Source organism: Paenibacillus sp. VTT E-133280 (genome assembly GCF_002264385.1).
GTDB classification, from domain to species: domain Bacteria; phylum Bacillota; class Bacilli; order Paenibacillales; family Paenibacillaceae; genus Paenibacillus_AQ; species Paenibacillus_AQ nitricinens.
This window is the reverse complement of record NZ_NFUX01000037.1, coordinates 38,095-62,678: the sequence shown is the minus strand read 5'-3', so window position 1 is coordinate 62,678 and position 24,584 is coordinate 38,095. Positions and strand designations below refer to the sequence as shown.

Here is a 24,584-nt window from a genome sequence, read left to right as displayed (position 1 = left end):
TTCCTCCTTTATCTTTCGCATTATCCATTCATATCCATAGGTTTCTTGCGAATGTAAGAATTCATCGTCGTCTTCATCCACTGAATGTCCTCCCGGGTAATGAGCAGCCGGGGAAGTTTAACTTTTAAGGTGTACTTTATATTGAGAACAATGAAGAAGAATCGCAGGATTGCTGATGACAACATCGCTATCCCTGCTCCGAGCAAGCCAAATTTAGGGATGAGCAGGAACAACATCGGGATAACCAAGAGTAAGCCGAAACCTTGAAGCATCGAAACAACTTTTGGCTTGCCTAGCGCCATAAAGGCCTGCGCCAGAATGATCGTCCCTCCGCTAATGGTCACTTCAAGAAGCAATAAGCGAAACACAGTTAATGCCGCGTTGAAATCTTTGCCGTACATCAGCGGAATCACTAAAGGGGCTAAGAGCATCAGGACTACTCCGCCAAGCATGGTGAAGGTCGTGCTAATTCGAAAGGCTTTGAATGTTAGCTCTACCGCCTGTTCTTTTGACAACTCAGAAGCCTTGGGAAAGAGTACGATGGTAATCGAGCTTGAGAAAAAATTAACCATCCGTGACAGACTCACTGCCACTACATACAGCCCCAAATCAGCAGGTCTTAACAGGCCGGCAATCACAATCTGATCGATATAGTAAGAGAAATTACCAAGCAAATCATTGCCGTAAGAACCTAGCCCATAAGTGAACAATCTTTTTAAATTCTGAAAGGCTCCTTTCATCTTCACCTTATAGGTGCGCAGCAAGGAAATCATCATTCCAATAAACACCGGGGCTCCTGGAAGGAGATAGGCTACTGCAGTTGTAAAAGGATTCATCTGATCCAGTGCGATCAATATTCCGATTATCGTCAGTGTAAGCAACGGGACTAGATAACGAATCCAATTAAACCTCTTGTATTCTCCTCTGAATTGAAAGGCTGCATTGTTAATTTGAGAGATTACTATAATTGGACACAGAATCATTGACCACTGGGCAAAGCTCACAACCTCCGGACTGAAGGATTTCAGCCAATAGGGCAAGACCACGATACCTATAATCATGGCTATGACCCCGAAAATAATACCGAGCAGCAAGGCCATTCGATAAAGCACTCCGGCATCCTCCGGATTTTTCTTAGCGTTATAGATCAGAGCTGACGGAATACCAAAGCTCATGCTGAACGCCAGAAACTGTGACCAGTTAATCATTGCCGTCTGTTCCCCACGTCCTGCCGGTCCAAGATAACGGGCAGTCAGTACACCCGTTAACATGTTAATCAGTAAGATCATTACACTGACAAACATAGTTTTTACGGCTGCCGAGCTGTTGTCCTTACTTTTGGCGAACAGTCTAAAGGATGACCAGATTGTTCTAGTGGGGAGAGATTTTGCATTCAACTGCTGCATACGGTGTTCCCTTCCTTCTACTTTGAGTAATCTCCCTTGCGCTGAGGCCAAGACCGATCAGCATCCAGATTAAGTATCCCTTGAGTCCGGGAAACCCATTATCTGAAACCAGACTGACAATCGCACCAGTCCAAGTAGCTAACGCAAGTCGGGCGTATGGCTGCAATTTGTCCTTGCTGATTACTCTAGCAAATATCTGTTTGACAACTGCGCCTAAAGCTCCGAAGAAGAAAACAGCACCCAGAACACCAAAGGTAAGCAGTAAAGCGATAACTCCGTTATCCATAATTCCGTATTCTCCAAGCTCGCCGCCGTTGCCAAGCTTAGTCCCTTGGCCGACACTGCCAATTCCCTGACCTACTGGATTGGCGGCGACCATCGGCAGCATGTTTTGCCATAAGCTTAGCCGTTCATTATAAGAGTGATCTTCCTGAACAGAAGAAAGCGTCTCTACCCGAGCAACCAGTCCTTCGGCGCCAGGCAATTTCGGCACAACCCAGAACAACGCCGCAGCCACAAAAACTAATTGGATCAAGGTTTTCCACTTTCCCTTAGAGGGAGAGGTTCCAATGTACATGAGCAGCATCACCAGTAGAATCAGCCATGCCGCTCGTACTAAAGTAGTCAGCAGGCAGATTACAACTAGCAGAACGCCGATCCAGCGCAATGTTCCCCGCCATTTTTTCTCCAGTATCATCGGAACTAAAGCAAACGCTAAGAATGTCGCAGCTGGTCCGGGCGAATTCAGCGTAGAGAACACTCGGATTTCCAATGGATATGGATTTCCGATGGACATCATATCCGCATGTTTCATCCAGAACACATCCCAAGGTGGCACTGTCAAATACTGAACAATCCCATAAATGGCAACCAGGACCGCAATATTGGCAAAAGCGGTAAGCAGCCGGTCGATATCCTTCGGCTTGAACTTTGTAACGGCAAAGTACGGCAATAGCAGCAGGGGCACAATATAATTCGCTAAGTCATAAACTGAGCCCATGCCATTCTTGGCCAAGCCAATTAAAGCTCCATAACCTAGCGCAACTGCGAACAGCAGCATGATCCGCGTAGAGGCTTTTTGAATATTGTGAATCTCCCTCAGCAGCGGAATAATTAAGGTTACGCCGGTTAACAAGGGGGCTAAACTTAGCAGTGATACAGAGTGATAGACTCCTTCTGACCAGTCAGCAATGCGGCGCAGCTCTGGAGCGACAGCCCAGATTAACAAGGTATAAGCAACCAGCATTTTCGGTCTAAGTATGGCTAGCAAGAAAGCTGGAAATAGGATAGCTGAGAGAATGGCTCCCTGCAGACTGTTCGATGAACTCAGCATCGCACTGGAGAAGCCGATGATCAGCGGAAGAGAGACACCTATAGCCGCAACTCCCCCTAGTACTCCAGCTGTCTTGATAAACCTAAGTGATGGGGGCGTAAATACACTCATTCCAAGCCTCCTTCCTTCACCTTATCCCGCTTACGCAGTTCCTTAAGTAATAAAAGTAGAAATTGTGCATCGTCCACAAGATACCTTTTCCAGAGCCGGCCCGGCTCCTGGCTAAGCCGCCAGAACCATTCGAACCCTGTTTTTTGCATGAAGCTAGGCGCTCGTTTCACTGAGCCTGACAGAAAATCAAAGGTCGCTCCCACTCCGATCGATATCGGAGCTTGATAAGAGGTATAGTGGCGGTAAATCCACTTTTCTTGCTTAGGAGCTCCTACACCAACAAACACGATATCTGGCTGGCACTCTGTCAGCATTTCTATAATGCGTTCATTCTCTTCCTCATTGTGCTCGAATCCATAGGATGGAGAATAACAGCCAACTACATTTATTCCGGGATGCGCTGTTTTCAAATTCATCGCTGCCCGTTCCGCCACGCCTTCAGCTGAGCCTAAGAAGAACAGCCGGTACTTCCTTTGCTCAAAGGCGTTGCCCAATCGATTAAATAGATCCGCACCGGATACCTTCTGCTTAAGCGGCTTGCCTAGCATTTTGGATGCCCAGATCAGTGGCATTCCATCAGCAACAACTGCGCCTGCCTTCGAATATACCGTTTGAAATTCTTTATCCTTACGAAGCTTGATCACATGATCTACATTGCAAGTGAGGATATATGACTGATTCCTCTCCTGAATGGTTTTATCAATGTAATCAAGCAAATCCATAAAATCATAGTTATCAAAATTGACATCGAACATATTCACTTGATTCATCGTATCACTTCTTTTTGTGGGGAATCGGTTGGCTGTGAAGATCGATACAGGCAGTTCAGGTACCAACAGAACGGAATAATAAATTGGACCGTCGACAGCGTGTTATCGGAGAATGAGTAGATTAAAAACGCTGCAATAAATAACAGATAATAAGGTTTGATCGGCGGAGCCAATGCTCTGTACACCAGAATAAATACAGCCAATAAAGAGAACATCAACAGAATAGCGCCAATATATCCCCCATCGAAGTAAAAGCGGATATACTCGTTATGCGGAACTACAAAACCCTTATACAATGATCCATCATTTGCTACCGTCACTGCTCCAAGCCCTCTACCAGACCAAGGAGAGTCCGCAGCCTTGTTTAAGAAATACTCCCATGCCTCTGACCTTCCTGATAAATCAACAGCCGTATCTGTCTGTCTCTCAAAGGAACGTTTCTCAAAATTATCGAGCTGCCAGAAGACGGCGACCATAATCAGGAAAAATGCACCCATTAACGGAATTAGCAGATAGGTTCTGCCCTTCAAATATTGGCGAAGAATATCATAGAAGTAATAGAGTACGGTAAGTCCAAGTGCCAATATAGGTCCTCTTGTTCCTGTTCCAATCAAGATAAAGAAATTTAGAACTAACATGATATAGAAAAAGCGTGCATGCTGCGGATTCCGCTTCACCTCTATAAATGGAATCGCGACTCCCATAAAGGCCAGCATCGCTAGATGCGAAGGAATATTAGCTCCCTGAATCCGTACAGCGCCTGTATACTCGATGTTGAGAAAATTATGAACATGCGCAAGCTGCAGCAACAAACCAACCACTACACTAACAAAGGGAAGCATACAGATAATCTTGATTTGCAGCTCGGCTACATCCTTTTTCCAGTTGATAAGTAAAAATACGAATGGAATTGATAGACCGATAAAAGCTTTAACTGCAATGGATGAGGTCATTTCCGGCAGCCAGATCGAAGATCCAAAGGTAATCACCAGCAGTGCTACCATTGCCCACAGGGGGTGACTCAGACGAAACCGCAAACCATTGACCAGAATACAAGGAACAAGCAGCATCACGATTACCAATTTATAAAGTGACAATATCTCCATTCCGAACATGCTGCCATCATATAAAAAGTTAATCGATATTGCCGTCGTGATGAGAACGAAATAACTGATCAGTTCAGGCCGTGAAATCGAGATTCCCAGCAATATAATCAGAAGCACGGCAGCTATCGCAATCATCGGCTGGTAGATGACCGCCGTTCCAAAGAACAGGGCCGACATGAGATAGAGCATCCCGTATGGCAAAACATTTAATTTGGAGCCCCACTCAAAATTAGTCATGTTAATCCCTCACCCCGCTGCGGAATGCCTCTCCCGATTAAGAATCATATGAAGCGTTCCACGAATACTCTCCAGCCTGCATTTGTTCAAAAGCCTTCTTCCTTTGCTTCTTGAGAGAATAGAATCAGCCAGGATATACACGAGCTTAGCAGCTGTCTTTCCCACTAGAATTAGCTTGCCTTTTAACCCTTCGCTTTTCATAGCGTTAGAGATACCTTGGCTATAATAGCGCCTCATAATCCAGTCTTCCGTCAACCGAGCTGCCGGAACGAAATGGTCAACCGCCATTTCCGGATGATAGAGGATGGAATGTCCCTCTTTTTGAATCTGTCCGAATAACCAGGTCTCTTCACCTGAGAGTAGAGAATCACCCTTTCTTCCCAGATCTAGGGGAAAAAGACTGATGTCGAATACGAGCTTCCGCATCGCCATATTGGCCCCACAAGGATGAAGCTGCTTGGGATATTCCTTAATCCGGTTACCTAAATCAACAATGGTGTACGGAAGCTCAAAGGGTTTAATCAACCAGTCCGGACGTTTACTTTCGAATATAGGCGCGATTTTGCCTCCCATAGCCATGACCTCCGGTTTACTCTCGAAAGTACTGACAATCGTTGTAATCCATCGCTGGCAAGGTATCGCATCATCATCGAGAAAGGCAATCAGCGGTGATTTGGAGGCCAGAATCCCTGTATTTCTAGCCGCTGAAAGCCCCTGCATAGGCTCCATCATGTAGCGGATATCCACATCAGCTCCATGCTTTCCTATAAACTTTTTGACGCACGCTTCTGTATCATCCTTGGAACAGTTATCCACAACAATGATCTCCGCCTGTTCTAAGTGATCCAGCTTTAAAAGTGACTGAAGCGTCTTGATCAATAAAGGTGCTCTGTTGTAGGTACAGATGATAATGGAAAGCTTAGGAACGTCTCCGTATTCACGCATCGGCATTCACCTAATTTCCACATTATTAATAAGCATCTTTTGAACCGAGTAACATCAGTCCGGTTTTAGCAATGATTTTTAGATCCAGCATGGTGCTCCGAATATGGATGTAGGTTAAATCCAGCTGTACCATTTCGTCGAAACCGACACTGTTTCGGGCATTCACTTGCCAATATCCGGTACAACCTGGTGTAACCGTCAAACGCTGTTTGTCATATTCCGTATACTGAGCCACCTCTTCTGGCAGCGGAGGACGAGGACCGACCAGACTCATTTGACCTATTAGCACATTCCACAGCTGAGGCAGCTCATCGATGCTCGTCTTGCGCAGGAATCTCCCTATCTGTGTGATCCGCGGATCGTTCTTAATCTTGAACATGGCACCGCTCACTTCGTTATAAGCCATCAGGTTTTCTTTTAACTCTTCAGCGTTACTAACCATGGATCTGAACTTATACATCGGGAACTGCTTTTCATTCTTCCCAACCCGGTTTTGCCGAAAGAACACCTTTCCTTTCGGATCCTCCAGCTTGATCAGAATTGCCACGACAACAAATAATGGCATTAACACGAGAAGACCAAGAGCGGAAAAAAAGATATCGATCATCCGTTTCATTATCAAATAGGACTCCGCTTCTTTCCTTCTCTCATCGGTATGCAGCATGTAAAGTTTCGGCAGGACCGCCTCGTAGTCTTCCGGCAGTTTTTGCATGCTCATCCTCCTCATCTAAAATTTTGCGAACTCAACTTAACTACTCAAGCTGGTTTGTCCCATTTTATTCAGCCATTCCGACATTGCATCCATCACCGGATAGCGTAAATCTTCGCTCTGCAGTGCAAATTCAAGTGTTGTTAAAATATATCCAAGCCGCTCACCGACATCATATCTTGTTCCGTCAAAATTATAGGCATATACCCGTTCGCTCTGATTCAGCTTCTGAATGGCATCTGTCAATTGGATCTCTCCGCCAGCACCTTCTTCCATCAGATCGAGATACTTAAAGATCTTCGGAGTAAACACATAACGTCCCATGATTGCCAGATTGGATGGTGCCGTACCTAGTGGCGGCTTCTCTACAAAATTGTTAACCCGATACAATTTACCGTCCTGCAAATCCGGTTCAATAATACCGTAACGATTCGTGAATTCATCAGGAATCTCTTGAACTCCAATCACCGAGTTTTGTGTTTCTTCATATTGATCGATCAGCTGCTTAAGGCAAGGTACGGCTCCTGTGACGATATCATCGCCTAACATGACACCGAATGGCTCATCACCGATAAACCGTCTTGCACACCATACGGCATGCCCCAGACCCTTTGGTTCTTTCTGGCGAATATAGTGGATTTCTACCTTGGCTGAACGTTGAACCTCTTTAAGCAGATCCAGCTTTCCATCTTCCAGAAGTCTAGACTCCAGCTCAAACGCATTGTCAAAATGATCCTCAATGGCTCTTTTACCTTTACCAGTAACAATGATGATATCTTCAATACCGGAAGCAATAGCTTCCTCAACAATGTATTGAATGGTTGGTTTATTGATAATCGGAAGCATTTCTTTAGGCATGGCTTTCGTTGCAGGAAGAAAGCGAGTACCTAGTCCTGCCGCGGGTATGATTACTTTTTTCACTTTTTTCATCGCACTTTACCTCCTAAAAGTTTTGTAAGCATTAGCTACAATGATTTCACATCGAAAGCATAAACGTTTACTTCGCCTGGTTCATGGCAATTCCGATTAGATTAGAGCCGGTCTGTTCAAGCAGTGTCTTCGCTTTACGAATCGATTCCCGTTTGGACTTTCCGTATCTGGCCACCAGGATCACGCCGTCCGTTTGAGGTGCCAATATACGAGCATCACTGAAATCGACTGCCGAAGGAGAATCCAGCAGGATCAGATCGTAGTTTTCTTTTAGTTCCTCAAGCAAAGCGGTCATTTTAAGGTTACCTAGCAAATCTGGCGGACTAACATGCGTTTTCCCCGCCGGGATAACCGAGAGATTGGCCAGATTTCCGAGGACAGCGATGTTATCCGCTTCCTCTGGCCCACTTAAATAAGCCGCAAGCCCGTCACTGCCCTCTATTTCAAACACTGTATGAAGACCGGGATGTCGCAGATTGCAGTCCACCACTGCTACCTTCTTGCCATCCTGGACGAAAGAAACCGCGAGATTCGACAAGATTGTCGTCTTGCCTGCTCCAGCTTCTGCTGACGTAAAGAGCAGCACTTTTCCTCCGCTACCCTGCGTTATTCCAAGCTGGCGTATATATGTGCGTAGCGAACGAAACGATTCCGAGATATGTGAGGATGGATTAGCATCAGTAATCAGACTCTTATTTAGCCGTAACATAAGCACCCTCCTTCACCCTTGTGTTCCCGCCTGCCGCCTTACCCAAATCGCGTTTACGAATGGTTGCGATTGAAGCAATTACCGGAAGACCAAGGTCATATTCCGCTTCCTTTTCAGACCTTAATGTGCCGTTAAGTGTTTCCATAAGCAAAATAATTCCTAGGGCAGCCATAAGCGATACAACAAAGCTGATGATGAGATTCATCGCAAACCCGCCGTTCGAGGGCCCTGGAACATCAGTTGGATCGGCCGGTGTCAGCAAGGTAACATTGTCAACCCTCATCAGCGATGGCAATTCACGAATGAATGTCTGCGAAACCGCATTTACGATCCCGGCAGCTTTGTTGTAGTCTTCATCCTGAACATTTAGGTTGATTACCTGGCTCTTCTCTGAAGTTTTAATCTCAAGCTTCTGACTTAGTTCATCAGCCGTCAGACCAAACTCCGGGTGATTTTCTATTACGCTTTTCATGATGGTCGGTGATTTCATAATTTCCTTGTAACTCTCAATTAAATTCAGGCTAAAGCTCAAATCATTAAGATTGTTGCTCTCGGGAGCCTTGGCAATGTTGTTGACAAGCAGCTGTCCGGAAGCGGAATAGACGGGTTCAACGAAGTTTTTACTAACGTAGTAAGTCGTAGCACAGGAGATCAAAACGAACACCATGATGAGCCAAAACCTTTTTTTAATCAGGTTAATGTAATCCAGAATCGTCTTTTCCACAGTAACCCTCCTTCCGCTAAAATTACATTCTGAAAGCATTCATGAAAGTTTCAGTTGTTGCTTTAATTCTATCAATCCACACCATTCGCCACATGGCTCATACCATTACTTTCCTCTTCACTTTGGAGTAAGATGTTGTACTCCTTAAGAGGGGGGTGAGGTATACTTTAGTGCCATATTTAGGGCTAATTTAAGTTTTGACGCACAAAAAAACACGGACATCCTGTCCGTGTTTATGTACGATGCTGCTTATAAAGCATTTCAGCTTTCACTCATATGACATTTCATATTTGGTCAATCCAACAGCATTTGCGTAAAGCGCTGCCTGTGTACGATCTGCCACCTGTAATTTCGCTAAAATCTGACTGACATGCTTTTTCACTGTAAATTCACTAATAAAAAGACGTGAGGCAATTTCTCTGTTACAAGCGCCCTGTCCCAGCTCGATTAAGACTTCCTTCTCTTTAGGGGTCAATTCATCTGTTGGACTGCTTCCACTCATTCGCATCTTATCTTCCATCAGACCAGGATCATAATACTTTCTTCCTTTATAGACCAACTGGATAGCAAATAGTAACTCTTCTGGCAATGCCTCTTTTAGTACATATCCGTCTACCAGCACTTCCTCAGCTTTCAGAAAATCCTCTCTGCTTGCAGAGGATGTCAGCAGAATAAACTTACTAACGATACCTCGAGCACGTGCCGTCTTGATGACATCAAGTCCTGATTCATCCGCTAATTTAAGATCAATGAGTACAAGGTCAGGCTGCGTCTCCTCAATCACAAGAAGCGCTTCTTGGCCGTTCGTCGCCTCTCCAGCAAACTTCACATTTGGTTGCATCGAAATAACGGATGCCAGCCCTCTTCTAACTAGAGGATGATCATCTACAATGACGATTTTCATAGAAACGACCTCCCGCCCTAAAGTTTATGCATTCTTTAATTCAGCTACACCCACAGGAATGGAAATCAAGATTCTCGTTCCCATATTTTCATTACTGGACAGCTGGAAGTCGCCACCTAGCGACTGCGTCAAATATTGCATATTCTTCATGCCAAGCCCACTTGCACTATCTTCGGATTCAATCCATAACAAATCAGTATCAAAACCAACACCATTGTCATAAATCAATAATCGGATCCAAGTCGGTTTCAGAGACAGTTCTACATCCACTCGACTGGCAGCGCCATGCCTGATGGCATTTCCAGTAGCTTCAGAGATAATTCGAAAAAGCGCCTTGTGATAAGGATAAGGGAGACTGAAATCATCTCCCGTTATTTTTAATTCAATATCAACATCATTTAATCTGGATAAGCTCTTCAAATGTGATCTTACCATGCCCAACCATGTAGGCCCGCCACTCTTTTTGGAGCTAAGACTGTAGATCGTGATCCGCAGTTCTTTAGCAACCTTTGTAGCAGAGTCATGAATAAGCTCAATTTGTTCTTCTAGCTCATGATCTGACATTCTCTTCCACGATTCCTTCAGCGAATGCGTCGCATACACAATACCAAAAAGGCTCTGGGATACACTGTCGTGCATTTCATCCGCAATCCGGTTCTGTTCGTTCGTGATGATCAACCGGTTCTCAATCACACCAAGCTCATGCCTTTCAAGAATATTCGCACTTAGCTCAGATAAGAATATCAATTGTTGAATATACCATCTGCGGCCTTCCAGCCCCTCTGTAGACTCCAGCTTGAGTCCAATCATCCCTACAAAACGGGTGCTCATCCGTACAGGCATCAGCAGGAAATCTCCTAATCCCGGAAGATTTCTAAAAATAGGCTCTCGCTGCAATCTCCATTCATGCTCATGTTTTCCCAGTTCTGAGAATAGGAACTGTTCCTCCTCCTGCTGCCAGCCGGTCTGCCTGCTCTGCGGAGCTGGTTCTCCGCTTTTCTTAGCGAACCAAAACAAAGCCTTATCTAGCTTCGTTAGCTTAACAACATAATCGGTGATCACTTGACCGATATTCATGAAATCATGTTGGCTTGAGGTTTCCACGATATGGTACAGCGATTTAATATGCTCCATCGTCTCTTTCGTGCGGGCATTCGATTCTTCACGTTGCCGCTTCATCCGATTAACGATCTGCATTATTATAACCGTAAGTACCAGTGTTAGAAACAGATTCCCATTTACAAATACAATTTCCAGAAAAGTTTTGTTCGCAGAATTGATAAAAAAATAACAGAGCACCGCAAAAATACTGATGTAACTTAACAGCAGCGACCATCCAAAATAAATGGACAATGAACCTGCAGCAATCAATACAGGGTTTAGCACATAGAGCCTAAAAGAACTCTCGTACCCACCGGTAAACAAGGTCAATGCAATAATTCCCACCATCTCTATACTAACAGCCAGGACGAGAGTCTTTGGCCTGCTTCGTAACCTCCGATAACCAAATGAGAACGTTTGTGCAAACAGAAAGAGTATGGCAATAACAAGGAATTTATAAATTACGGAAGGTCCCGTTTTATCTAGAAGATACATGAGCGATGTGAGGGACAAAGAGAAGTACCTGTAATACTCAATCAGTTTGTCTTCTGCAGTTGGCTTGATTTTCATCCCACCACCCTATTCTCCAGTTTTTTTGGAAAATGCGAGATTATGCTGTGCTCGATAAAAGCATCATACATGAGAAAAATCACAATAACAAGTTGACATTTCCCATGTTTGCGCTTCCATTTGAAAAATAGTTACAAAAAATTTATTATTTTTTCAGGAGATTTTATACCTAAAATTTGTCATTTTATCCACTATAGTTATTAAGAACTAACGTATTTATGTAATATTAATCCATAATTTTAAATAAATTTTATAAAACGACAATAATTATACAATTATAACAATTCTCATTGGGACTCTAGTAGTATAATGTCGATTTATATGTTACTTCGACAAAGCTGCGGCGCAATTCCCATATATTTTTTAAATAAACGTGAAAAATAGAAAGGATCATTATAATGAAGCATGCCCGATATTTCTTTCACTTGTAATGAGGTATTGAGAAGCAGCTTTTTGGCCTCAGCCATTTTAAGACGGTGAATATATTCATGAAGCGGATACCCGCTACTACGCCGAACAAGACGACGAAGGGTAGACATGGAGATATGATGTTTTGCCGCAATTTGATCTAGGTCCATTTCACCATAAATGCATAAATTCAGGTCCTCCCGAATCTGACGCATATAATCTGCCTGGGCATTCCAACTTTTTTCTTCTATTATAAAAGAACACTCCAATAGCATCCTTTCAACGAGTAGTGCGGCCCGATCCGCATCTGCAGGTTCTCCACTCTCCATCCGCTCTAGCACTTCTTCAAATAAGGCCGAAAGTCCCATGATCGAATTCGCTTGGAACACATTCCCGCCAGCGATTAGCCCCGACTCCAGCCATTCCGATACACGTGTCCCATTAAAATTAATATAATACTCATCCCAGCTCCCTCCATGCGGTGGACCGAAATTATAACTGTATCCTGGACGAAAAAAGAATAAGCTGCCTTCGCGCACCTGCTGTTCTTTCCCCGAAGTCTCCCTATAGGTGCCACCACCTGATACTATGTAAACAATAGCCCAGTGTTCAAAAACTACGCCTGAACGGAATAACGTTCTTCCAGGCAAATGACCGGCTTGTCCGACTCTAATATTTTTAAGCTTCAGCTTAGAGGACTCAACCTTCGGATCAATAATTCGTATTGGATAGGGACTGATCATATAATCCATGTGCTTGGACATTATAGACATTCCTCCCTCTGTTTAGTAGTGATAAGGTTATTGTGAACTTGATCATATTCTACATGAATAAGAGGTGTCCACGCTATGCTTAATCATTCTACACTACTGCTTCTGCCTAATCCGCGTGAAATCACATTGTCGCAAGGCTCATACCGTTTCCCAATCAGCGGAAGCATTGTGCTTCCTAGTACGGGAGAGCAAAGTTCAATGCCTGCTGCACAAAAGCTGCAAGCTGTGATTAAACAAGCCTTAAATCTTCATTTGACCTTATCTATTGGCACACGTCCAACGGTTGTATCCGCTTGTATCTTTAGCTATGTGCCATCATTATCTGAGCAGGCATACGAAATAGTTATTGATCAGAGCGGTATCGTTGTCTCCTATAGCTCACCTGTCGGTGCCTTCTACGCAGTAGCCACACTGAAACAAATCATTGAACAAAGCGGCAGATCTATTCCTCATCTGCAAATTCGCGATGAACCTGATTTTGGAGTCAGAGGGATAACCGTTGATATCAGCCGCAATAAAATTCCGAAGCAAGAAACCTTGTACCGAATCATTGACCTTATGGCCGATCTGAAGATGAACCAGCTTCAGCTATATATAGAAGGTACGCCGTTCGCGTATGAATCTTTCCCTCAAGTGTGGGAGCTTGAGACTCCAATCACAGGAGAGGAAATCTTGCTTCTAGATGCCTACTGTAAAGCGCGTTATATTGAGCTTGTTCCAAACCAGAACAGCTTTGGACATATGGAAGGCTGGCTTTCCCGTCCTGAATTCAATGCTTTAGCCGAAATTCCAGAGGGATTTATGCTTCCCAAGGAATTGTACATGGGGGATGTATATCCAGAAGGACTATTTATGCATCCCGGTACGTTTGATACCGAAGATCCTGCTGTGCTCCCTCTGCTAGAAAAAATGTTCGACGATCTGCTTCCATACTTCTCCTCTAATCAATTTAATGTAGGCTGTGATGAGACGTATGAGCTTGGTCTTGGCAAAAGCAAAGCGCTGGCTGAATCACAAGGCAAGGGTCAGATCTATTTATCTTTTCTTCAGAAGATTTATGAGCTTGTTACGAAACGCGGCAAGACGATGCAATTCTGGGGCGATATTATTATCCAACATCCCGAACTAATCCCTCACCTGCCTAAAGATATTATTGCTATGGAATGGGGTTACAGTGCGGAACATCCTTTTGAATCGGATACCCTCAAATTCCGGGAAGCAGGTATTCCTTTCTATGTCTGCCCAGGTACCAGCTCATGGAACTCCATTACAGGGCGTAGCGACAATATGTTTGCCAATCTGCGTAGTGCAGCTATTCATGGCAAAAATAATGGTTCTATCGGCTATCTCATTACCGATTGGGGTGATCATGGGCACTGGCAGCATCTCCCAATCAGCTACACTGGATATGTTTATGGTGCTGCGCTTTCCTGGAATGTAGATAACAATTTAGATGTAGACACTGCAAAATATTTGAATACATTCATCTTCGCGGATCGTTCCGAGGGTATTGGTCAACTACTCCTTGATCTGGGCAATTATTATCAGCTTGAATCCGAGATTATTCGTTCAAATGATACGGAAATGTCCCTGCTCCTTCGTACTAATCTCGACAATTTGTTAATTGTAGAGAAACTTACCGAAGATCATTTCAACAATCTCGAAGAATACATGCTCACTATCGAGACACGTCTCTCGGGGCTTGATCTTCAATGTGATGATGCTGATCTTGTTCTTAAGGAACTGAGTAACGGAATCCATTTTGTGAAGCATGCTGTGCAGCTTGGAAGAACTAAACTGCAGCTGGCATCCGCGCCAGATACGATTGACCCTAATCTGATTACAGAACAAATCAATGATTTGAATGTTCTTCTTCATCAGTATCGTCTATTGTGGACCGAGCGCAACCGACCCGGCGGCCTAGATCAAAGTATTTGGAGACTTATACGTCTAAGAGGACAATATGAAGCATTGAAATCGGAGTAATTTCCTCATCAAAGCTGCAATTGGCGAGTCGAACGCTGAATTTAACGTTTCCGACTCGCTAAGCGCAGCTCTTCATATTGATTTTCAAGCATTTCCCGCTCCCGTTCTTCATGCTTTTCTCTGCCAATTCCCTCTTTCATGCTTTCCTCATCCTCATAGATTTGCCAAAGATCAGAGAACAAATAATTTTTGATTTCCACTGTTTTTCCATTCAATATCCCATTGGTCCAAATAAGTCCCGAAGAGGTACGCATTACAATGCGGCCGTCTGGCGTTTCAGCCTTTTGCCCCATTCGAATAGTCATAAGCATTTGTCCAAAAGTATAACATTCCATTCGTCCTTAAACCTCCTAAATTTTAGTTGTAATGGAATAAAGAGAAGGATATAATCAGGTCGAAAGAACCATTTTTTTGCAATTTTATTGTAGGAGGGATGCAATGGATTGGCTAAATGATTATGAAGAAGAACTCCGCTTAGTCTTTCAAGAAAGTAGAAAGATCATCTCCGAATTTCCTGAGCCTCTAAATTCACAAGGCATGTCCTATCTTGAACATTTTAACGTATTCAATGCGGAAAGCCACAAAAATTACATATGTTATCTATTGCCCTTTTGGCTTCAGAAAAGCTGTGGACTCTCAGCAGAAATCACCCGTCAAATGTCGATGGGCAATGTCTTCTTCATGCTATATTTTTTCATACAGGATGACCTGATAGACAGCAAAGAATCCTCTACATACGAAAGACTACCTTTAGCGAACCTACTCTATGTTGAATTTTTGAATATCTACAGACTTTTGTTTCCGAATGACTCCTCTTTCTGGACCTCGTTCAATCGTTATATCGCTCAATGGGCAGACAGTGTTAGTAATGAAACCGCCAGTGATTATTTTCTTAACGATCGGATCAAGATCCCTTATAAAGCCAGTCCGCTCAAACTATCCAGCACCGCTGCCCTTCTGTTATCTGGTAAGGATTCTCTTGTACCGCAGTCTGAGGAAATGATCGACTCTGTTCTACTTACACTGCAAATGCTTGACGACTATGAAGACTGGAACGAAGATTTATCAGAAGGCAGCTATAATTGTCTCCTCTCACTCACACGAAGCTATCTATCCGCTGATAAAGCAACCACACTCACATCAAAAGAGGTCGAATTCTTCCTGTTTACAGCAAACGGACTACGTACCTATGCTGAGCTAGCGCAGGATACGCATCGCAAAGTAATGGCTTCCAGCTTGGATGTACCTCATCTCCTAGCATTCCACTCCATGTTGGTGACGAACTTACAACAGATCTCCGATTCCATCGAAGCAGAAAAGCAGCTTTTACAAGGTGGAGGCTTGTTTTATTATTTGTCAAAAAATATACAATAATTCTATTATTTTGTAATAAAAAGAATAGTATTAGCACAATTGCTATGTTATATTATTAAAGGTAAATATATACATTTTGGGAAGGGTGATTATTATGTCAGAAGCAGTTCTTAGAAATCAAGTCATTCAAAAGGCATGGGAAGATCCAAGTTTTAAGCAAAGACTACTCGCAGATCCAAAAGCAGCTCTCCAAGAAGCGCTAGGCGTAATCATTCCCGACAGCGTTACCTTGAAAGCCGTTGAAGAAGGTTCAAATGAATTCTATCTTGTAATCCCACCAAGTCCATCATCAGATGTATTGAAAGCAACCGCAGCACCACGCGGTTCTTGGTAAGACAGCAGGATTAACCTCATAGGGAGTAGGAATCATCCGGAGCTTCTGCCAGTGGCAGTATGGTAATGGATTCGGTTCCTACTCCTTTTTTGCTTGTGAATCTCACTTCACCTTGCATAGCTTCAATGATGCGGAAGGTGACCATCAATCCTAAACCTGTTCCTTTATTTTTTTTGGTGAAATATGGTTCTCCTAGTCGGTGCAGAACATCAGGGTCCATTCCTTCCCCGTTATCTTTGATGTGAATAATCACTTTATCATCTTCACCATACACCGACATATAAATGAACCCTTCCTCACTGAATGATTCAATGCTGTTCTTGATAATGTTAATGAACGCCTGCTTAAATTTCGAGGAATTTCCTTTTACCCATAATTGACCGGATACATCCAGAATCATTTTCCCTCCATTGATGTGACACAGGGGCTGCATAATACTCTCAATATGCTTGAATTCATCATATAAATTCAGACTAGAGATCGTCTCAAATTCTGGTTTAGCAAAGGTTAAGAAATCAGTAATAATATTGGATGCACGATCTAGTTCACTTAGGGCCATTGACATATAAATTTGCTCTTCGTTAACAGATTTCTCGCTAAGCAGCTGCAGAAAGCCCCGAGTGACTTGTAGTGGGTTTCTTACTTCATGAGCTACAGATGCAGCAAGCTCGCTAATGATCTCCATTTTTTCCGAACGCTCCAATTCATTGTTGAAACGCTCTAGTTCTCTAGAGTAATTAACAACCTGTTGATGGTTAAAGGCTAATCTTCGTTCCAGAATTACGATCAAGGAAATAATGAAAGCAACCAGCCCCCACTTCCACAAGAACAAATCATAATTCCCTTTTTGGATGTAATACCATAATAGCTCTGCAACTACAGTAAACGCAGCGGTTCCAAATCCAATGGCAAACACAATAGCATCTTTATTTCCTTTAAGAGAGAATATAACCACACATGCGATCAGCAGGATGAATTGGAGGATAAGGATAAACCCTATAATGGTGGTAGAAATAAAATAATAGAACTTAATATAGTGATTATTGGATAGGAGATTGATTAAAAGACATAACAAACCAAAAGAAGAGTAAAGCACTTGAAATTGACGAAATTTTCGAATGATACTGAATTTACCACTACCGAATAATTTCTCAAATAAAAAGGTAAGCGCTGGGAGAAGTGAAAAAAGGGCTAAGTCTAAGCATACGTTACTAATTGGCCCCAATTTATTGTAAAAGGTATAGATGAAGGGGGAGTAGGTTATAGAAAGGATTCCAGTAGCCGCTATAACTACTGCTAGTGAAGCAACACTGGAGAAATAATCTTTGTTTATGTATAGAGCACTTATAAATAGAACGATAGCCACCAGAAAAAAAGCGCAGCCCAAAATCACATCACTTAGTCCATTCTCAATATATTCATTAATTAATTGACTATGTTCACCGATCATTACACTTTCTTTAATTCCAATTCTGTCTTGCATGGTTTCTGTCCAGATATATAGTGTTTTCCCGTTATCTTCTTTACTTAAAGGCAACAGCAAAGAATAGTTATCCTTGATATATTTACGATTTTCCTCGAAGATCAAACGATCCTCCACATACACTCTCACATGAAGAGCATATAAAGTATCGATATACACCGATGGAGACACATAACTTAAAACGGGTAAGGAAATGCGGGTCCAAGAAGAGGATACTCCTGAAGGTAACTCTGGGAGTCCCTTCTTAGAATCTATGTTCATCCAGCCTTGCTGGCCTTCACTCCACGGAATCTCTTTTCCTGCATTTCCTGTTTCATCCCCCCATTTCATTTGCCACTTTGTAATTTCTTGGGGTGGATTTGGGTTCGCCGCCGATACAATAATAGAGCCACAACCTATCAGGAGGAGTGAAAGGGTGATTGTAATGTGGAGTATTCTAACCATCAAGCGCATATAGGCACCTCAGAAGGAAGTTTCAGAAACAATATTCTGTGTGTTACTACTTCGCTCACTATGCTACCCTTTCCTTCTAAAAAACGGAATAATCATTAAATTCTCCTAATTTTTTCTAGCCTTTGGCAATTTAATAATAATCTCCGTCCCTTCCCCCTTCTCACTCTGAAACTCAGTTGACCCTTCCATCGCCTCAATTATTCGGAAGGTTACCATAAGTCCAAGCCCTGTTCCTTTTGTTTTATTAGAGTAATAAGGCTCACCCAGTCGGGCCAGTTCACTACCACTCATCCCTTCTCCATTATCACGTACACTAATCATTATATGGCCTTCGGATTTCCAGGCCGTAATTCTAATAAGTCCATTATCCTGTAAGGCTTCGATGCTATTTTTTATAATATTAATAAACGCTTGTTTAAATTTGGCAGATGATCCAATCACGCAGAGTTCTGACTGCAGGTTGAGTTCAATGACTCCCCCTTGCAAATTTGCAAGCGGAGCGAGAATACCCGACACATGCCGTAACTCCTCGGATACATCAAGCCTCTCAATGGTCTCTAGCCCTGGCTTAGCAAAGGTAAGGAAGTCTGAGATAATCACCGTAGCTCTATCCAGTTCTGCGATAGCCATCTGCATATATTCCCTCTCCTTATAATCTGAACGTTCTCCTAGGATCTGAAGGAAACCACGGGTTACCTGTAAAGGATTCCGTACCTCATGCGCTACAGAAGCCGCCAATTCACTTATAATCTCCATTTTCTCGGAACGCTGCAAATCATTATTAAACGTTTCAAGCTTACGAGAATATTCAACAAGTTGCTCGTGGTTTCTCGTAAACCTTCTCCCCAGAATGACGATTAAGGATAATACGAAAACCATCATCCCCCACTTCCACCAATATAATTGATAGGATTCTCTGGATATGTAGTATACGATCAATTCGACAAGAGATATAAATGCAAAGATGGTAAACCCTGTAGTAAAAACAATAGCATCTCCATTGCCGCGATAAGTATGAATTAACGCTAAGCTTACCAATAATATAAATTGCACAATCATAATGATGCCTAGAATATCAGCAGTCATGAATCTATAAAAGTCTTCCAGCTGATACGACAGAAGGATATTAATAACCATTAGTGAAAAACAGAATATAGAATATACCAATTGAAATTTACGGAATCGGGTAACGATTTGTTTTTTCCCTGAACCGAATATTTTCTCGAAATAAAAGGTTACGGATGGCAACAAAGTGTACAACGCTAAATCAAAGAAAACAAGCACGATTTTCCCATAATCCCCGAGGATGATCGGCAAAAACGAAGAATACGTAACCACTATAACTCCAATAGATAAGAGAATTAATACCAACAAAAATCCGTCCGTAAAAAATCCTTTTCTCAAGAATAATGAACAAATAAACAGGACAATAGCTATAAAGATAAATGTCGTCCCAATGATAATATCCATTAAGCCCTGCTTTACATAAATGGACAACAGCTCACTGTAGCGATCTACTCTTATTTCGCCTTCTATTCCTAAATCCTTGCTTCCTCCGTGTGTCCATATGTATAGTTCCTTCCCTCCATCTTCTATGGATAAAGGAATTAGAATTTTGCTGCCGTTGAAATTGTATTTATTCTCAGAATCATATACTAACGCGTTATTCACATAAGCTTTGACGCTATTTCCATATACCTTATTAATGAATAACGCGGATTTCTCGCTCATTTGCGGCAAAGAAAACCGGAGCCACGCTGAGGATGTACCTTTTGGCGTCTCTGGTTTGTTATCATGAGGCGTTACGCGAATCCATTCATCATCTGCAGCTGCTACAGCTTCTTCGACAGTCTCTGCTTCTGTATTTCCAAATCTAATCTCCCAGCTTGGCAGCGCAGAGTCTGATGATCCAGCACTCACTATCGCCGCACCGTAAGACACTATTGCTGTTAGCAATAGAAATAATAGCAAAGAAACCGCTATCTTTGGTTTTGGCAACTTCATCGTAGCACCTCAGTAATTCATTAGTTGTTTAAATGATCATATATGATTCTTAATTTCGACAACCTTCGCACTATTCCTGCCTATTCTTGTTAATTCCCTCGAAAAAAGACGTTATTTATCAGCGTTATTTCCCTGATTATTTATAAACCGATTCGAACATAGGCAATCGGGTAAAGATACATATGAGAAGTCCAAATCTTAACCTACCGAGGGAGTGAACGGCTATGGAAGATACACCTAATAAAACTGAGGCCGACTTTGCATACGAGCGTTATATACAAGCTGATATTGATGTAGAGGATGTTGTCAATGAAGATGCCGACCCCGTATTGGTTGGCGATAAATATTTGGCGGCGGATATTGGTTTAAACCAACCTGAGGAAACACTCGAAAGAAATGACTTACTGGAATCCGATGCATTCCTGGCTGCTGAAACGGCAGGACTAACAAGCAGCGATACTGATGATGAAGAGGAGCTGCTAGAGATGGAAGAGGAGGATCCGCCACTGGAAGATATTCCTGATGCAGATGAGGTTTATCCAGGATCCATCATCGACCCTGCTTCACCACCAGTAGATGGAATGCCTGGAACGGACATCTTAAACGGATCACAGGGAGATTAGACTATATAAAGCCGCCGGAATAGGATCCGGCGGCTTTATTTGTCTTTCAATATGAGCACTGGTCACAGTAAGGGTTATTTTTTTTGCTGCCGGTTATTCTGCTGAACGCGCTGCTGCAATTTGGGAATCCAGCTTACGGGTCTTAACCAATACCGCTGCTACAAGCAGCATCACCCCATTGATCACAAACACCCAGCGGATTTGGATAAATGCCCCAAGTAAGCCGCCTATAATAGGCCCGGCCATAGTCGCGAGTTGAGATGCCGCTTGGTTGAGACCAAAAGCACGTCCACGAAACCCGGGTTCAATCACTTGTACAATCATTGCGTTTACAGATGGAAGCACACCTGCATAGAACAAGCCGTAGGCAAAACGAAGAACGGCGAATTCCACATACCCTGTAACAAAGAACTGCAGAATATTACCGATACCTCCACCGATTAATCCAATGAACAAGATCATCCCGAAACCCTTCCGGCTTCCAATTCTACCCCACTGCGGAGCCATTAGCACAGTAGCAATACCCACAGCGGAGAATACAATTCCTGAGCTTAGCGAGGCGCTGCTTTTGGCGATTCCCATGTCTAGCAGATGTATCGGAATAAGCGGCTCCAGAATCATAACAGAAAAGGTACTTATTCCCGCCAGCGATAGCAAAGTCATAAATGCGCGATTGCTACGCGCTTCCTTAATATCATCACTTACATGAGACCTCGGAGCAGATCGGTCAAAATTCTCTTCTTTAGCAAAAAAAGTAGCGATAAGTGCCGAAACGAGTACAATACCTGCTGAGAATAAAAAAGCAACCCGATTGCTTGTGTAAAAACTCACTACACCGCCGATCAATGGACCAATGATACTGCCCGTTGCTCCGGCTGTAGACATAATACTCAGCGCATAACCGGTCTTATCCTCAGGTGTGTTCGTAGCCACCATGGCTATCGCAGCGGGAACAAATCCAGCAAGCAATCCTTGCAGTACGCGCACGATCAGAAAGACGTAAGGATCATGCACGAAGTAATTAATCAGATATAAGGCTGCCAAACTGAAGCCCGAGCGAATAAGCATCGGCTTCCGACCATATTTGTCGGCTAAGGAACCCCAGTAGGGAGAAATTAAAGCGCTGGCCAGAAAGGTTATGCCAAAACTAACCCCAGACCAAATTTCCAAATGATTCGTAACCCCAAGTTCGTCACTCAAAAAAATAGAGAGGAACGGAATAGAGATCGAATACGCTGTACTACAAAAAAAGACACCCACCCAAAGCACGATTAAGTTCCGTTTCCATGAAAAGCGCATGATCTACACATCCTTTCTTGATGTTCTCGCGGAAACATTCCTATTATTGTAAACCTCTTTTGTGAATGTGCCAATCCCACATGTCACAACTGACCTTTGCATGTAAAGGGACAAAGAGGTTATTATGAGAAGTACCTACGAGATTATTCAAGAAAAAGGAGAGATTGATTAGTGAAGTCTACACGAGCAAGATCTGCTATCCTAATGGTCATGTTATGCCTGGTGATGGTTATTGCAGCAGGTTGCGGTAATAAGCCTACCAATAATAATGCCAGCAGTAATAATGGAAGCAGCAGTGGAGCAGCAGGTAATAACGCTAGCAGCGAGACAAATCCTGGAGCTAATGAAGGGCTCCCTTCAGCTACAGCAAGCCACCCCGTTGTGACCATTGAGATGGATAATGGAGGCATCATCAAAGCCGAGCTTTATCCTGAAGTTGCCCCTAACACGGTTAACAACTTCATCTCACTGATTCAAAAAGGATTTTATGACGGCACCATATTCCATAGAGTGATCCCTAATTTCATGATCCAGGGCGGTGACCCTGATGGAACCGGTATGGGTGGTCCAGGGTATAGTATCGCCGGAGAATTCTCTGGAAACGGGTTTACTAATAACCTGTTGCATACGGAAGGTGTTCTGTCCATGGCAAGATCGCAGGCTCCAGATTCTGCCGGCTCCCAGTTCTTTATTATGGATGCAGCTTATCCTAGTCTAGATGGAAGCTATGCCGCTTTTGGCAAAGTTACCGAAGGCATGGACGTGGTTAAATCCATTGTGGGCTTGAAAACAGACAGTTCAGATCGTCCAGAAGAACCGCCAGTGATGAAGAAAGTAACCGTCGACACACTAGGCGTCACTTACCCGGAACCACAAAAAGTACAATAACAAGCAAAAACGCCTTCGGCGTCCTTAATGGACGGTAAGCGTTTATGAGAGAAATATAAGGATAATATATAGCGTGAAACTTATAAATTCTTATATATTAAGAAACTCGGCAAGCTCCCATCCGGAAAATGATTCGGAGAGACTGCCGAGTTTTTTTAAAAATATAAGCTTACCGTCCTTTAGCGACGCTGATGCGCTTTTGCATGTGAAAGACTAATTTAAGTACCTATGCACCTTATCCCCGGAGTGATCTTCTGCTAAGCGCATGTTGACCATTTCGCAGGAAAGTACTACGAGTATTTCTTAATAAGGAAATCCGTTCCTCTGCAAGCTGATTTGCCGCAACAGAAGTAGGAATTCCATTTAGACGTGAGATTTCCAGCACGCGGGTGATGTTATCGTAAATTTTTGAAACCTGCTTAAACGCACGTTCCTTATTATAACCATTCAGTTCATCGGCAATATTAATAACGCCACCGGCATTAATCACATAATCAGGAGCATACACAATGCCCATTTCGTGCAGCGTATCGCCATGATAGGCCTCTTTTAACTGATTGTTGGCTGCGCCTGCGATCACCTTCGCCTTAATTACCCGGAGGGACTCATCATTGATCGTTGCTCCGAGTGCGCATGGAGCATAGATATCACAATCTGTACTGATAATATCTGCAGGATCGACTGCTTTGGCGCCGTAAGCTTCTACTGCGCGCCCCACAGCTTCTTTATGAATATCGGTTACGATAAGCTGAGCGCCTTCTTCATGAAGATGCTTACACAGCGAAAAAGCCACATTCCCAACACCTTGAACGGCTACAGTCTTCCCTTCGAGCGAATCACTGCCAAACGCTGCTTTGGCCGCTGCCTTCATCCCTTGGTATACGCCGTAAGCCGTCGCAGGTGACGGATTGCCCGATGAACCATAAGTAGGAGATGTACCTGTAACATAATCTGTCTCCTGATAAATAATGTTCATATCTTCTTCTGTAGTGCCAACATCCTCGGCTGTTATGTACCGTCCATTCAAGCCCTGTATGTATCTTCCGAAAGCACGGAACATCGCTTCGTTCTTATCCTTCTTGGGATCACCTATAATCACTGTTTTCCCGCCGCCTAAATTTAGACCCGATACTGCATTTTTGTACGTCATCCCTTTCGCTAAACGAAGCGCGTCAACAATCGCTTCCTCTTCTGTAGCATAGGTCCACATCCGTGTCCCACCCAGTGCGGGCCCTAATGTCGTGTCATGAATGGCGATGATTGCCTTTAATCCTGATGCTTTATCCTGACAAAATAACAGTTCCTCGTAATCGTCCCGCTCGAGTGCTGCAAACAATTCCATTCTTAATATCCCCTGTCTCTTTGTTATATTCCACATGTTGGTTGTTACTCTTACCTCTCAAA

At 43.2% G+C, this 24,584-nt stretch carries 22 protein-coding genes; 5 read left to right on the top strand and 17 right to left on the bottom strand.

Annotation, left to right across the window (positions count from 1 at the left end; genetic code table 11):
* Window positions 1-20 precede the first annotated feature (20 nt).
* From CA600_RS16890 to CA600_RS16835, 12 genes are all read right to left on the bottom strand, one after another.
* Window positions 21-1,406, bottom strand: a complete 1,386-nt coding sequence (locus CA600_RS16890) for an oligosaccharide flippase family protein (protein WP_094871555.1) — start codon at window positions 1,404-1,406, stop codon at window positions 21-23.
* The gene (locus tag CA600_RS16885; protein WP_094871554.1) at window positions 1,372-2,850 is read right to left on the bottom strand and encodes an O-antigen ligase family protein; all 1,479 of its coding nucleotides are present in this window, start codon (window positions 2,848-2,850) and stop codon (window positions 1,372-1,374) included. Before CA600_RS16885 ends, CA600_RS16890 begins: the two co-directional genes overlap by 35 nt.
* Window positions 2,847-3,620 carry a WecB/TagA/CpsF family glycosyltransferase gene (locus CA600_RS16880; protein WP_042124436.1) on the bottom strand — a complete coding sequence of 258 codons (774 nt, stop codon included), beginning with the start codon at window positions 3,618-3,620 and terminating at the stop codon, window positions 2,847-2,849. The genes CA600_RS16885 and CA600_RS16880 overlap by 4 nt, the downstream gene beginning before the upstream one ends.
* Window positions 3,617-4,963 (bottom strand): O-antigen ligase family protein, encoded by a 1,347-nt coding sequence (locus tag CA600_RS16875; protein WP_094871552.1) that lies wholly within the window; start codon window positions 4,961-4,963, stop codon window positions 3,617-3,619. The genes CA600_RS16880 and CA600_RS16875 overlap by 4 nt, the downstream gene beginning before the upstream one ends.
* Before the next feature lie 9 nt (window positions 4,964-4,972).
* The gene (locus CA600_RS16870) at window positions 4,973-5,908 is read right to left on the bottom strand and encodes a glycosyltransferase (RefSeq protein ID WP_094871551.1); all 936 of its coding nucleotides are present in this window, start codon (window positions 5,906-5,908) and stop codon (window positions 4,973-4,975) included.
* A 25-nt stretch (window positions 5,909-5,933) separates the two neighbouring features.
* Complete coding sequence (locus CA600_RS16865) at window positions 5,934-6,626, bottom strand: sugar transferase (protein WP_042124430.1); 693 nt, start codon at window positions 6,624-6,626, stop codon at window positions 5,934-5,936.
* Window positions 6,627-6,656: 30 nt separating this feature from the next.
* The gene (galU, locus tag CA600_RS16860) at window positions 6,657-7,547 is read right to left on the bottom strand and encodes a UTP--glucose-1-phosphate uridylyltransferase GalU (protein ID WP_036676615.1); all 891 of its coding nucleotides are present in this window, start codon (window positions 7,545-7,547) and stop codon (window positions 6,657-6,659) included.
* Between the two features lie 67 nt (window positions 7,548-7,614).
* Entirely contained in the window at window positions 7,615-8,256 is a 642-nt protein-coding gene (locus CA600_RS16855) for a CpsD/CapB family tyrosine-protein kinase (RefSeq protein WP_094871549.1), read from the bottom strand.
* Window positions 8,240-8,980, bottom strand: coding sequence for a YveK family protein (locus CA600_RS16850; protein ID WP_094871547.1), 741 nt, complete (start codon window positions 8,978-8,980; stop codon window positions 8,240-8,242). Before CA600_RS16850 ends, CA600_RS16855 begins: the two co-directional genes overlap by 17 nt.
* A gap of 268 nt (window positions 8,981-9,248) precedes the next feature.
* The gene (locus CA600_RS16845) at window positions 9,249-9,884 is read right to left on the bottom strand and encodes a response regulator (protein WP_094871545.1); all 636 of its coding nucleotides are present in this window, start codon (window positions 9,882-9,884) and stop codon (window positions 9,249-9,251) included.
* 24 nt (window positions 9,885-9,908) lie between these two features.
* Window positions 9,909-11,555, bottom strand: a complete 1,647-nt coding sequence (locus CA600_RS16840; protein WP_094871544.1) for a sensor histidine kinase — start codon at window positions 11,553-11,555, stop codon at window positions 9,909-9,911.
* 317 nt (window positions 11,556-11,872) lie between these two features.
* On the bottom strand, window positions 11,873-12,727 hold the full coding sequence (locus CA600_RS16835; protein WP_179281648.1) for a helix-turn-helix domain-containing protein: 855 nt from the start codon (window positions 12,725-12,727) through the stop codon (window positions 11,873-11,875).
* 84 nt (window positions 12,728-12,811) lie between these two features.
* Here CA600_RS16835 and CA600_RS16830 point away from each other — a divergent pair, with 84 nt between their 5' ends.
* Complete coding sequence (locus CA600_RS16830) at window positions 12,812-14,722, top strand: family 20 glycosylhydrolase (RefSeq protein WP_094871541.1); 1,911 nt, start codon at window positions 12,812-12,814, stop codon at window positions 14,720-14,722.
* Between the two features lie 41 nt (window positions 14,723-14,763).
* On the opposite strand, the gene CA600_RS16825 is transcribed toward CA600_RS16830, so the two are convergent.
* Window positions 14,764-15,057, bottom strand: a complete 294-nt coding sequence (locus CA600_RS16825; RefSeq protein WP_094871539.1) for a hypothetical protein — start codon at window positions 15,055-15,057, stop codon at window positions 14,764-14,766.
* A 103-nt stretch (window positions 15,058-15,160) separates the two neighbouring features.
* Between CA600_RS16825 and CA600_RS16820 the strand changes: the two genes are divergently transcribed.
* Both CA600_RS16820 and CA600_RS16815 read left to right on the top strand, forming a co-directional pair.
* Complete coding sequence (locus tag CA600_RS16820; RefSeq protein ID WP_094871538.1) at window positions 15,161-16,096, top strand: hypothetical protein; 936 nt, start codon at window positions 15,161-15,163, stop codon at window positions 16,094-16,096.
* A 94-nt stretch (window positions 16,097-16,190) separates the two neighbouring features.
* Complete coding sequence (locus CA600_RS16815) at window positions 16,191-16,430, top strand: NHLP leader peptide family RiPP precursor (protein ID WP_170880314.1); 240 nt, start codon at window positions 16,191-16,193, stop codon at window positions 16,428-16,430.
* A gap of 16 nt (window positions 16,431-16,446) precedes the next feature.
* Here the strand turns inward: CA600_RS16815 and CA600_RS16810 are convergent, their stop codons facing one another.
* Both CA600_RS16810 and CA600_RS16805 read right to left on the bottom strand, forming a co-directional pair.
* Complete coding sequence (locus CA600_RS16810; RefSeq protein ID WP_256989886.1) at window positions 16,447-18,357, bottom strand: sensor histidine kinase; 1,911 nt, start codon at window positions 18,355-18,357, stop codon at window positions 16,447-16,449.
* 114 nt (window positions 18,358-18,471) lie between these two features.
* Window positions 18,472-20,370 carry a sensor histidine kinase gene (locus CA600_RS16805; RefSeq protein ID WP_094871535.1) on the bottom strand — a complete coding sequence of 633 codons (1,899 nt, stop codon included), beginning with the start codon at window positions 20,368-20,370 and terminating at the stop codon, window positions 18,472-18,474.
* Between the two features lie 224 nt (window positions 20,371-20,594).
* On the opposite strand from CA600_RS16805, the gene CA600_RS31865 reads away from it, so the two are divergent.
* Window positions 20,595-20,993, top strand: coding sequence for a hypothetical protein (locus CA600_RS31865; protein ID WP_256989884.1), 399 nt, complete (start codon window positions 20,595-20,597; stop codon window positions 20,991-20,993).
* Between the two features lie 93 nt (window positions 20,994-21,086).
* Here the strand turns inward: CA600_RS31865 and CA600_RS16795 are convergent, their stop codons facing one another.
* A complete protein-coding gene (locus tag CA600_RS16795) occupies window positions 21,087-22,292 on the bottom strand; it encodes an MFS transporter (RefSeq protein ID WP_076283887.1) in 1,206 nt (401 codons plus the stop codon).
* A gap of 204 nt (window positions 22,293-22,496) precedes the next feature.
* Between CA600_RS16795 and CA600_RS16790 the strand changes: the two genes are divergently transcribed.
* Complete coding sequence (locus CA600_RS16790; RefSeq protein WP_094871568.1) at window positions 22,497-23,180, top strand: peptidylprolyl isomerase; 684 nt, start codon at window positions 22,497-22,499, stop codon at window positions 23,178-23,180.
* Window positions 23,181-23,415: 235 nt separating this feature from the next.
* On the opposite strand, the gene CA600_RS16785 is transcribed toward CA600_RS16790, so the two are convergent.
* Window positions 23,416-24,522, bottom strand: coding sequence for a Glu/Leu/Phe/Val family dehydrogenase (locus tag CA600_RS16785; protein WP_076283886.1), 1,107 nt, complete (start codon window positions 24,520-24,522; stop codon window positions 23,416-23,418).
* Window positions 24,523-24,584: the final 62 nt, after the last annotated feature.

What these genes read in the sequence shown, in the direction of transcription:
- CA600_RS16890 (WP_094871555.1), bottom strand. Translation starts at nt 1,406, where the DNA reads ATGCAGCAGTTGAATGCAAAATCTCTCCCCACTAGAACAATCTGGTCA.
- CA600_RS16885 (WP_094871554.1), bottom strand. Translation starts at nt 2,850, where the DNA reads ATGAGTGTATTTACGCCCCCATCACTTAGGTTTATCAAGACAGCTGGA.
- CA600_RS16880 (WP_042124436.1), bottom strand. Translation starts at nt 3,620, where the DNA reads ATGAATCAAGTGAATATGTTCGATGTCAATTTTGATAACTATGATTTT.
- CA600_RS16875 (WP_094871552.1), bottom strand. Translation starts at nt 4,963, where the DNA reads ATGACTAATTTTGAGTGGGGCTCCAAATTAAATGTTTTGCCATACGGG.
- CA600_RS16870 (WP_094871551.1), bottom strand. Translation starts at nt 5,908, where the DNA reads ATGCGTGAATACGGAGACGTTCCTAAGCTTTCCATTATCATCTGTACC.
- CA600_RS16865 (WP_042124430.1), bottom strand. Translation starts at nt 6,626, where the DNA reads ATGAGCATGCAAAAACTGCCGGAAGACTACGAGGCGGTCCTGCCGAAA.
- galU (WP_036676615.1), bottom strand. Translation starts at nt 7,547, where the DNA reads ATGAAAAAAGTGAAAAAAGTAATCATACCCGCGGCAGGACTAGGTACT.
- CA600_RS16855 (WP_094871549.1), bottom strand. Translation starts at nt 8,256, where the DNA reads ATGTTACGGCTAAATAAGAGTCTGATTACTGATGCTAATCCATCCTCA.
- CA600_RS16845 (WP_094871545.1), bottom strand. Translation starts at nt 9,884, where the DNA reads ATGAAAATCGTCATTGTAGATGATCATCCTCTAGTTAGAAGAGGGCTG.
- CA600_RS16840 (WP_094871544.1), bottom strand. Translation starts at nt 11,555, where the DNA reads ATGAAAATCAAGCCAACTGCAGAAGACAAACTGATTGAGTATTACAGG.
- CA600_RS16835 (WP_179281648.1), bottom strand. Translation starts at nt 12,727, where the DNA reads ATGTCCAAGCACATGGATTATATGATCAGTCCCTATCCAATACGAATT.
- CA600_RS16830 (WP_094871541.1), top strand. Translation starts at nt 12,812, where the DNA reads ATGCTTAATCATTCTACACTACTGCTTCTGCCTAATCCGCGTGAAATC.
- CA600_RS16825 (WP_094871539.1), bottom strand. Translation starts at nt 15,057, where the DNA reads ATGGAATGTTATACTTTTGGACAAATGCTTATGACTATTCGAATGGGG.
- CA600_RS16820 (WP_094871538.1), top strand. Translation starts at nt 15,161, where the DNA reads ATGGATTGGCTAAATGATTATGAAGAAGAACTCCGCTTAGTCTTTCAA.
- CA600_RS16815 (WP_170880314.1), top strand. Translation starts at nt 16,191, where the DNA reads ATGTCAGAAGCAGTTCTTAGAAATCAAGTCATTCAAAAGGCATGGGAA.
- CA600_RS16810 (WP_256989886.1), bottom strand. Translation starts at nt 18,357, where the DNA reads ATGGTTAGAATACTCCACATTACAATCACCCTTTCACTCCTCCTGATA.
- CA600_RS16805 (WP_094871535.1), bottom strand. Translation starts at nt 20,370, where the DNA reads ATGAAGTTGCCAAAACCAAAGATAGCGGTTTCTTTGCTATTATTTCTA.
- CA600_RS31865 (WP_256989884.1), top strand. Translation starts at nt 20,595, where the DNA reads ATGGAAGATACACCTAATAAAACTGAGGCCGACTTTGCATACGAGCGT.
- CA600_RS16795 (WP_076283887.1), bottom strand. Translation starts at nt 22,292, where the DNA reads ATGCGCTTTTCATGGAAACGGAACTTAATCGTGCTTTGGGTGGGTGTC.
- CA600_RS16790 (WP_094871568.1), top strand. Translation starts at nt 22,497, where the DNA reads ATGGTCATGTTATGCCTGGTGATGGTTATTGCAGCAGGTTGCGGTAAT.
- CA600_RS16785 (WP_076283886.1), bottom strand. Translation starts at nt 24,522, where the DNA reads ATGGAATTGTTTGCAGCACTCGAGCGGGACGATTACGAGGAACTGTTA.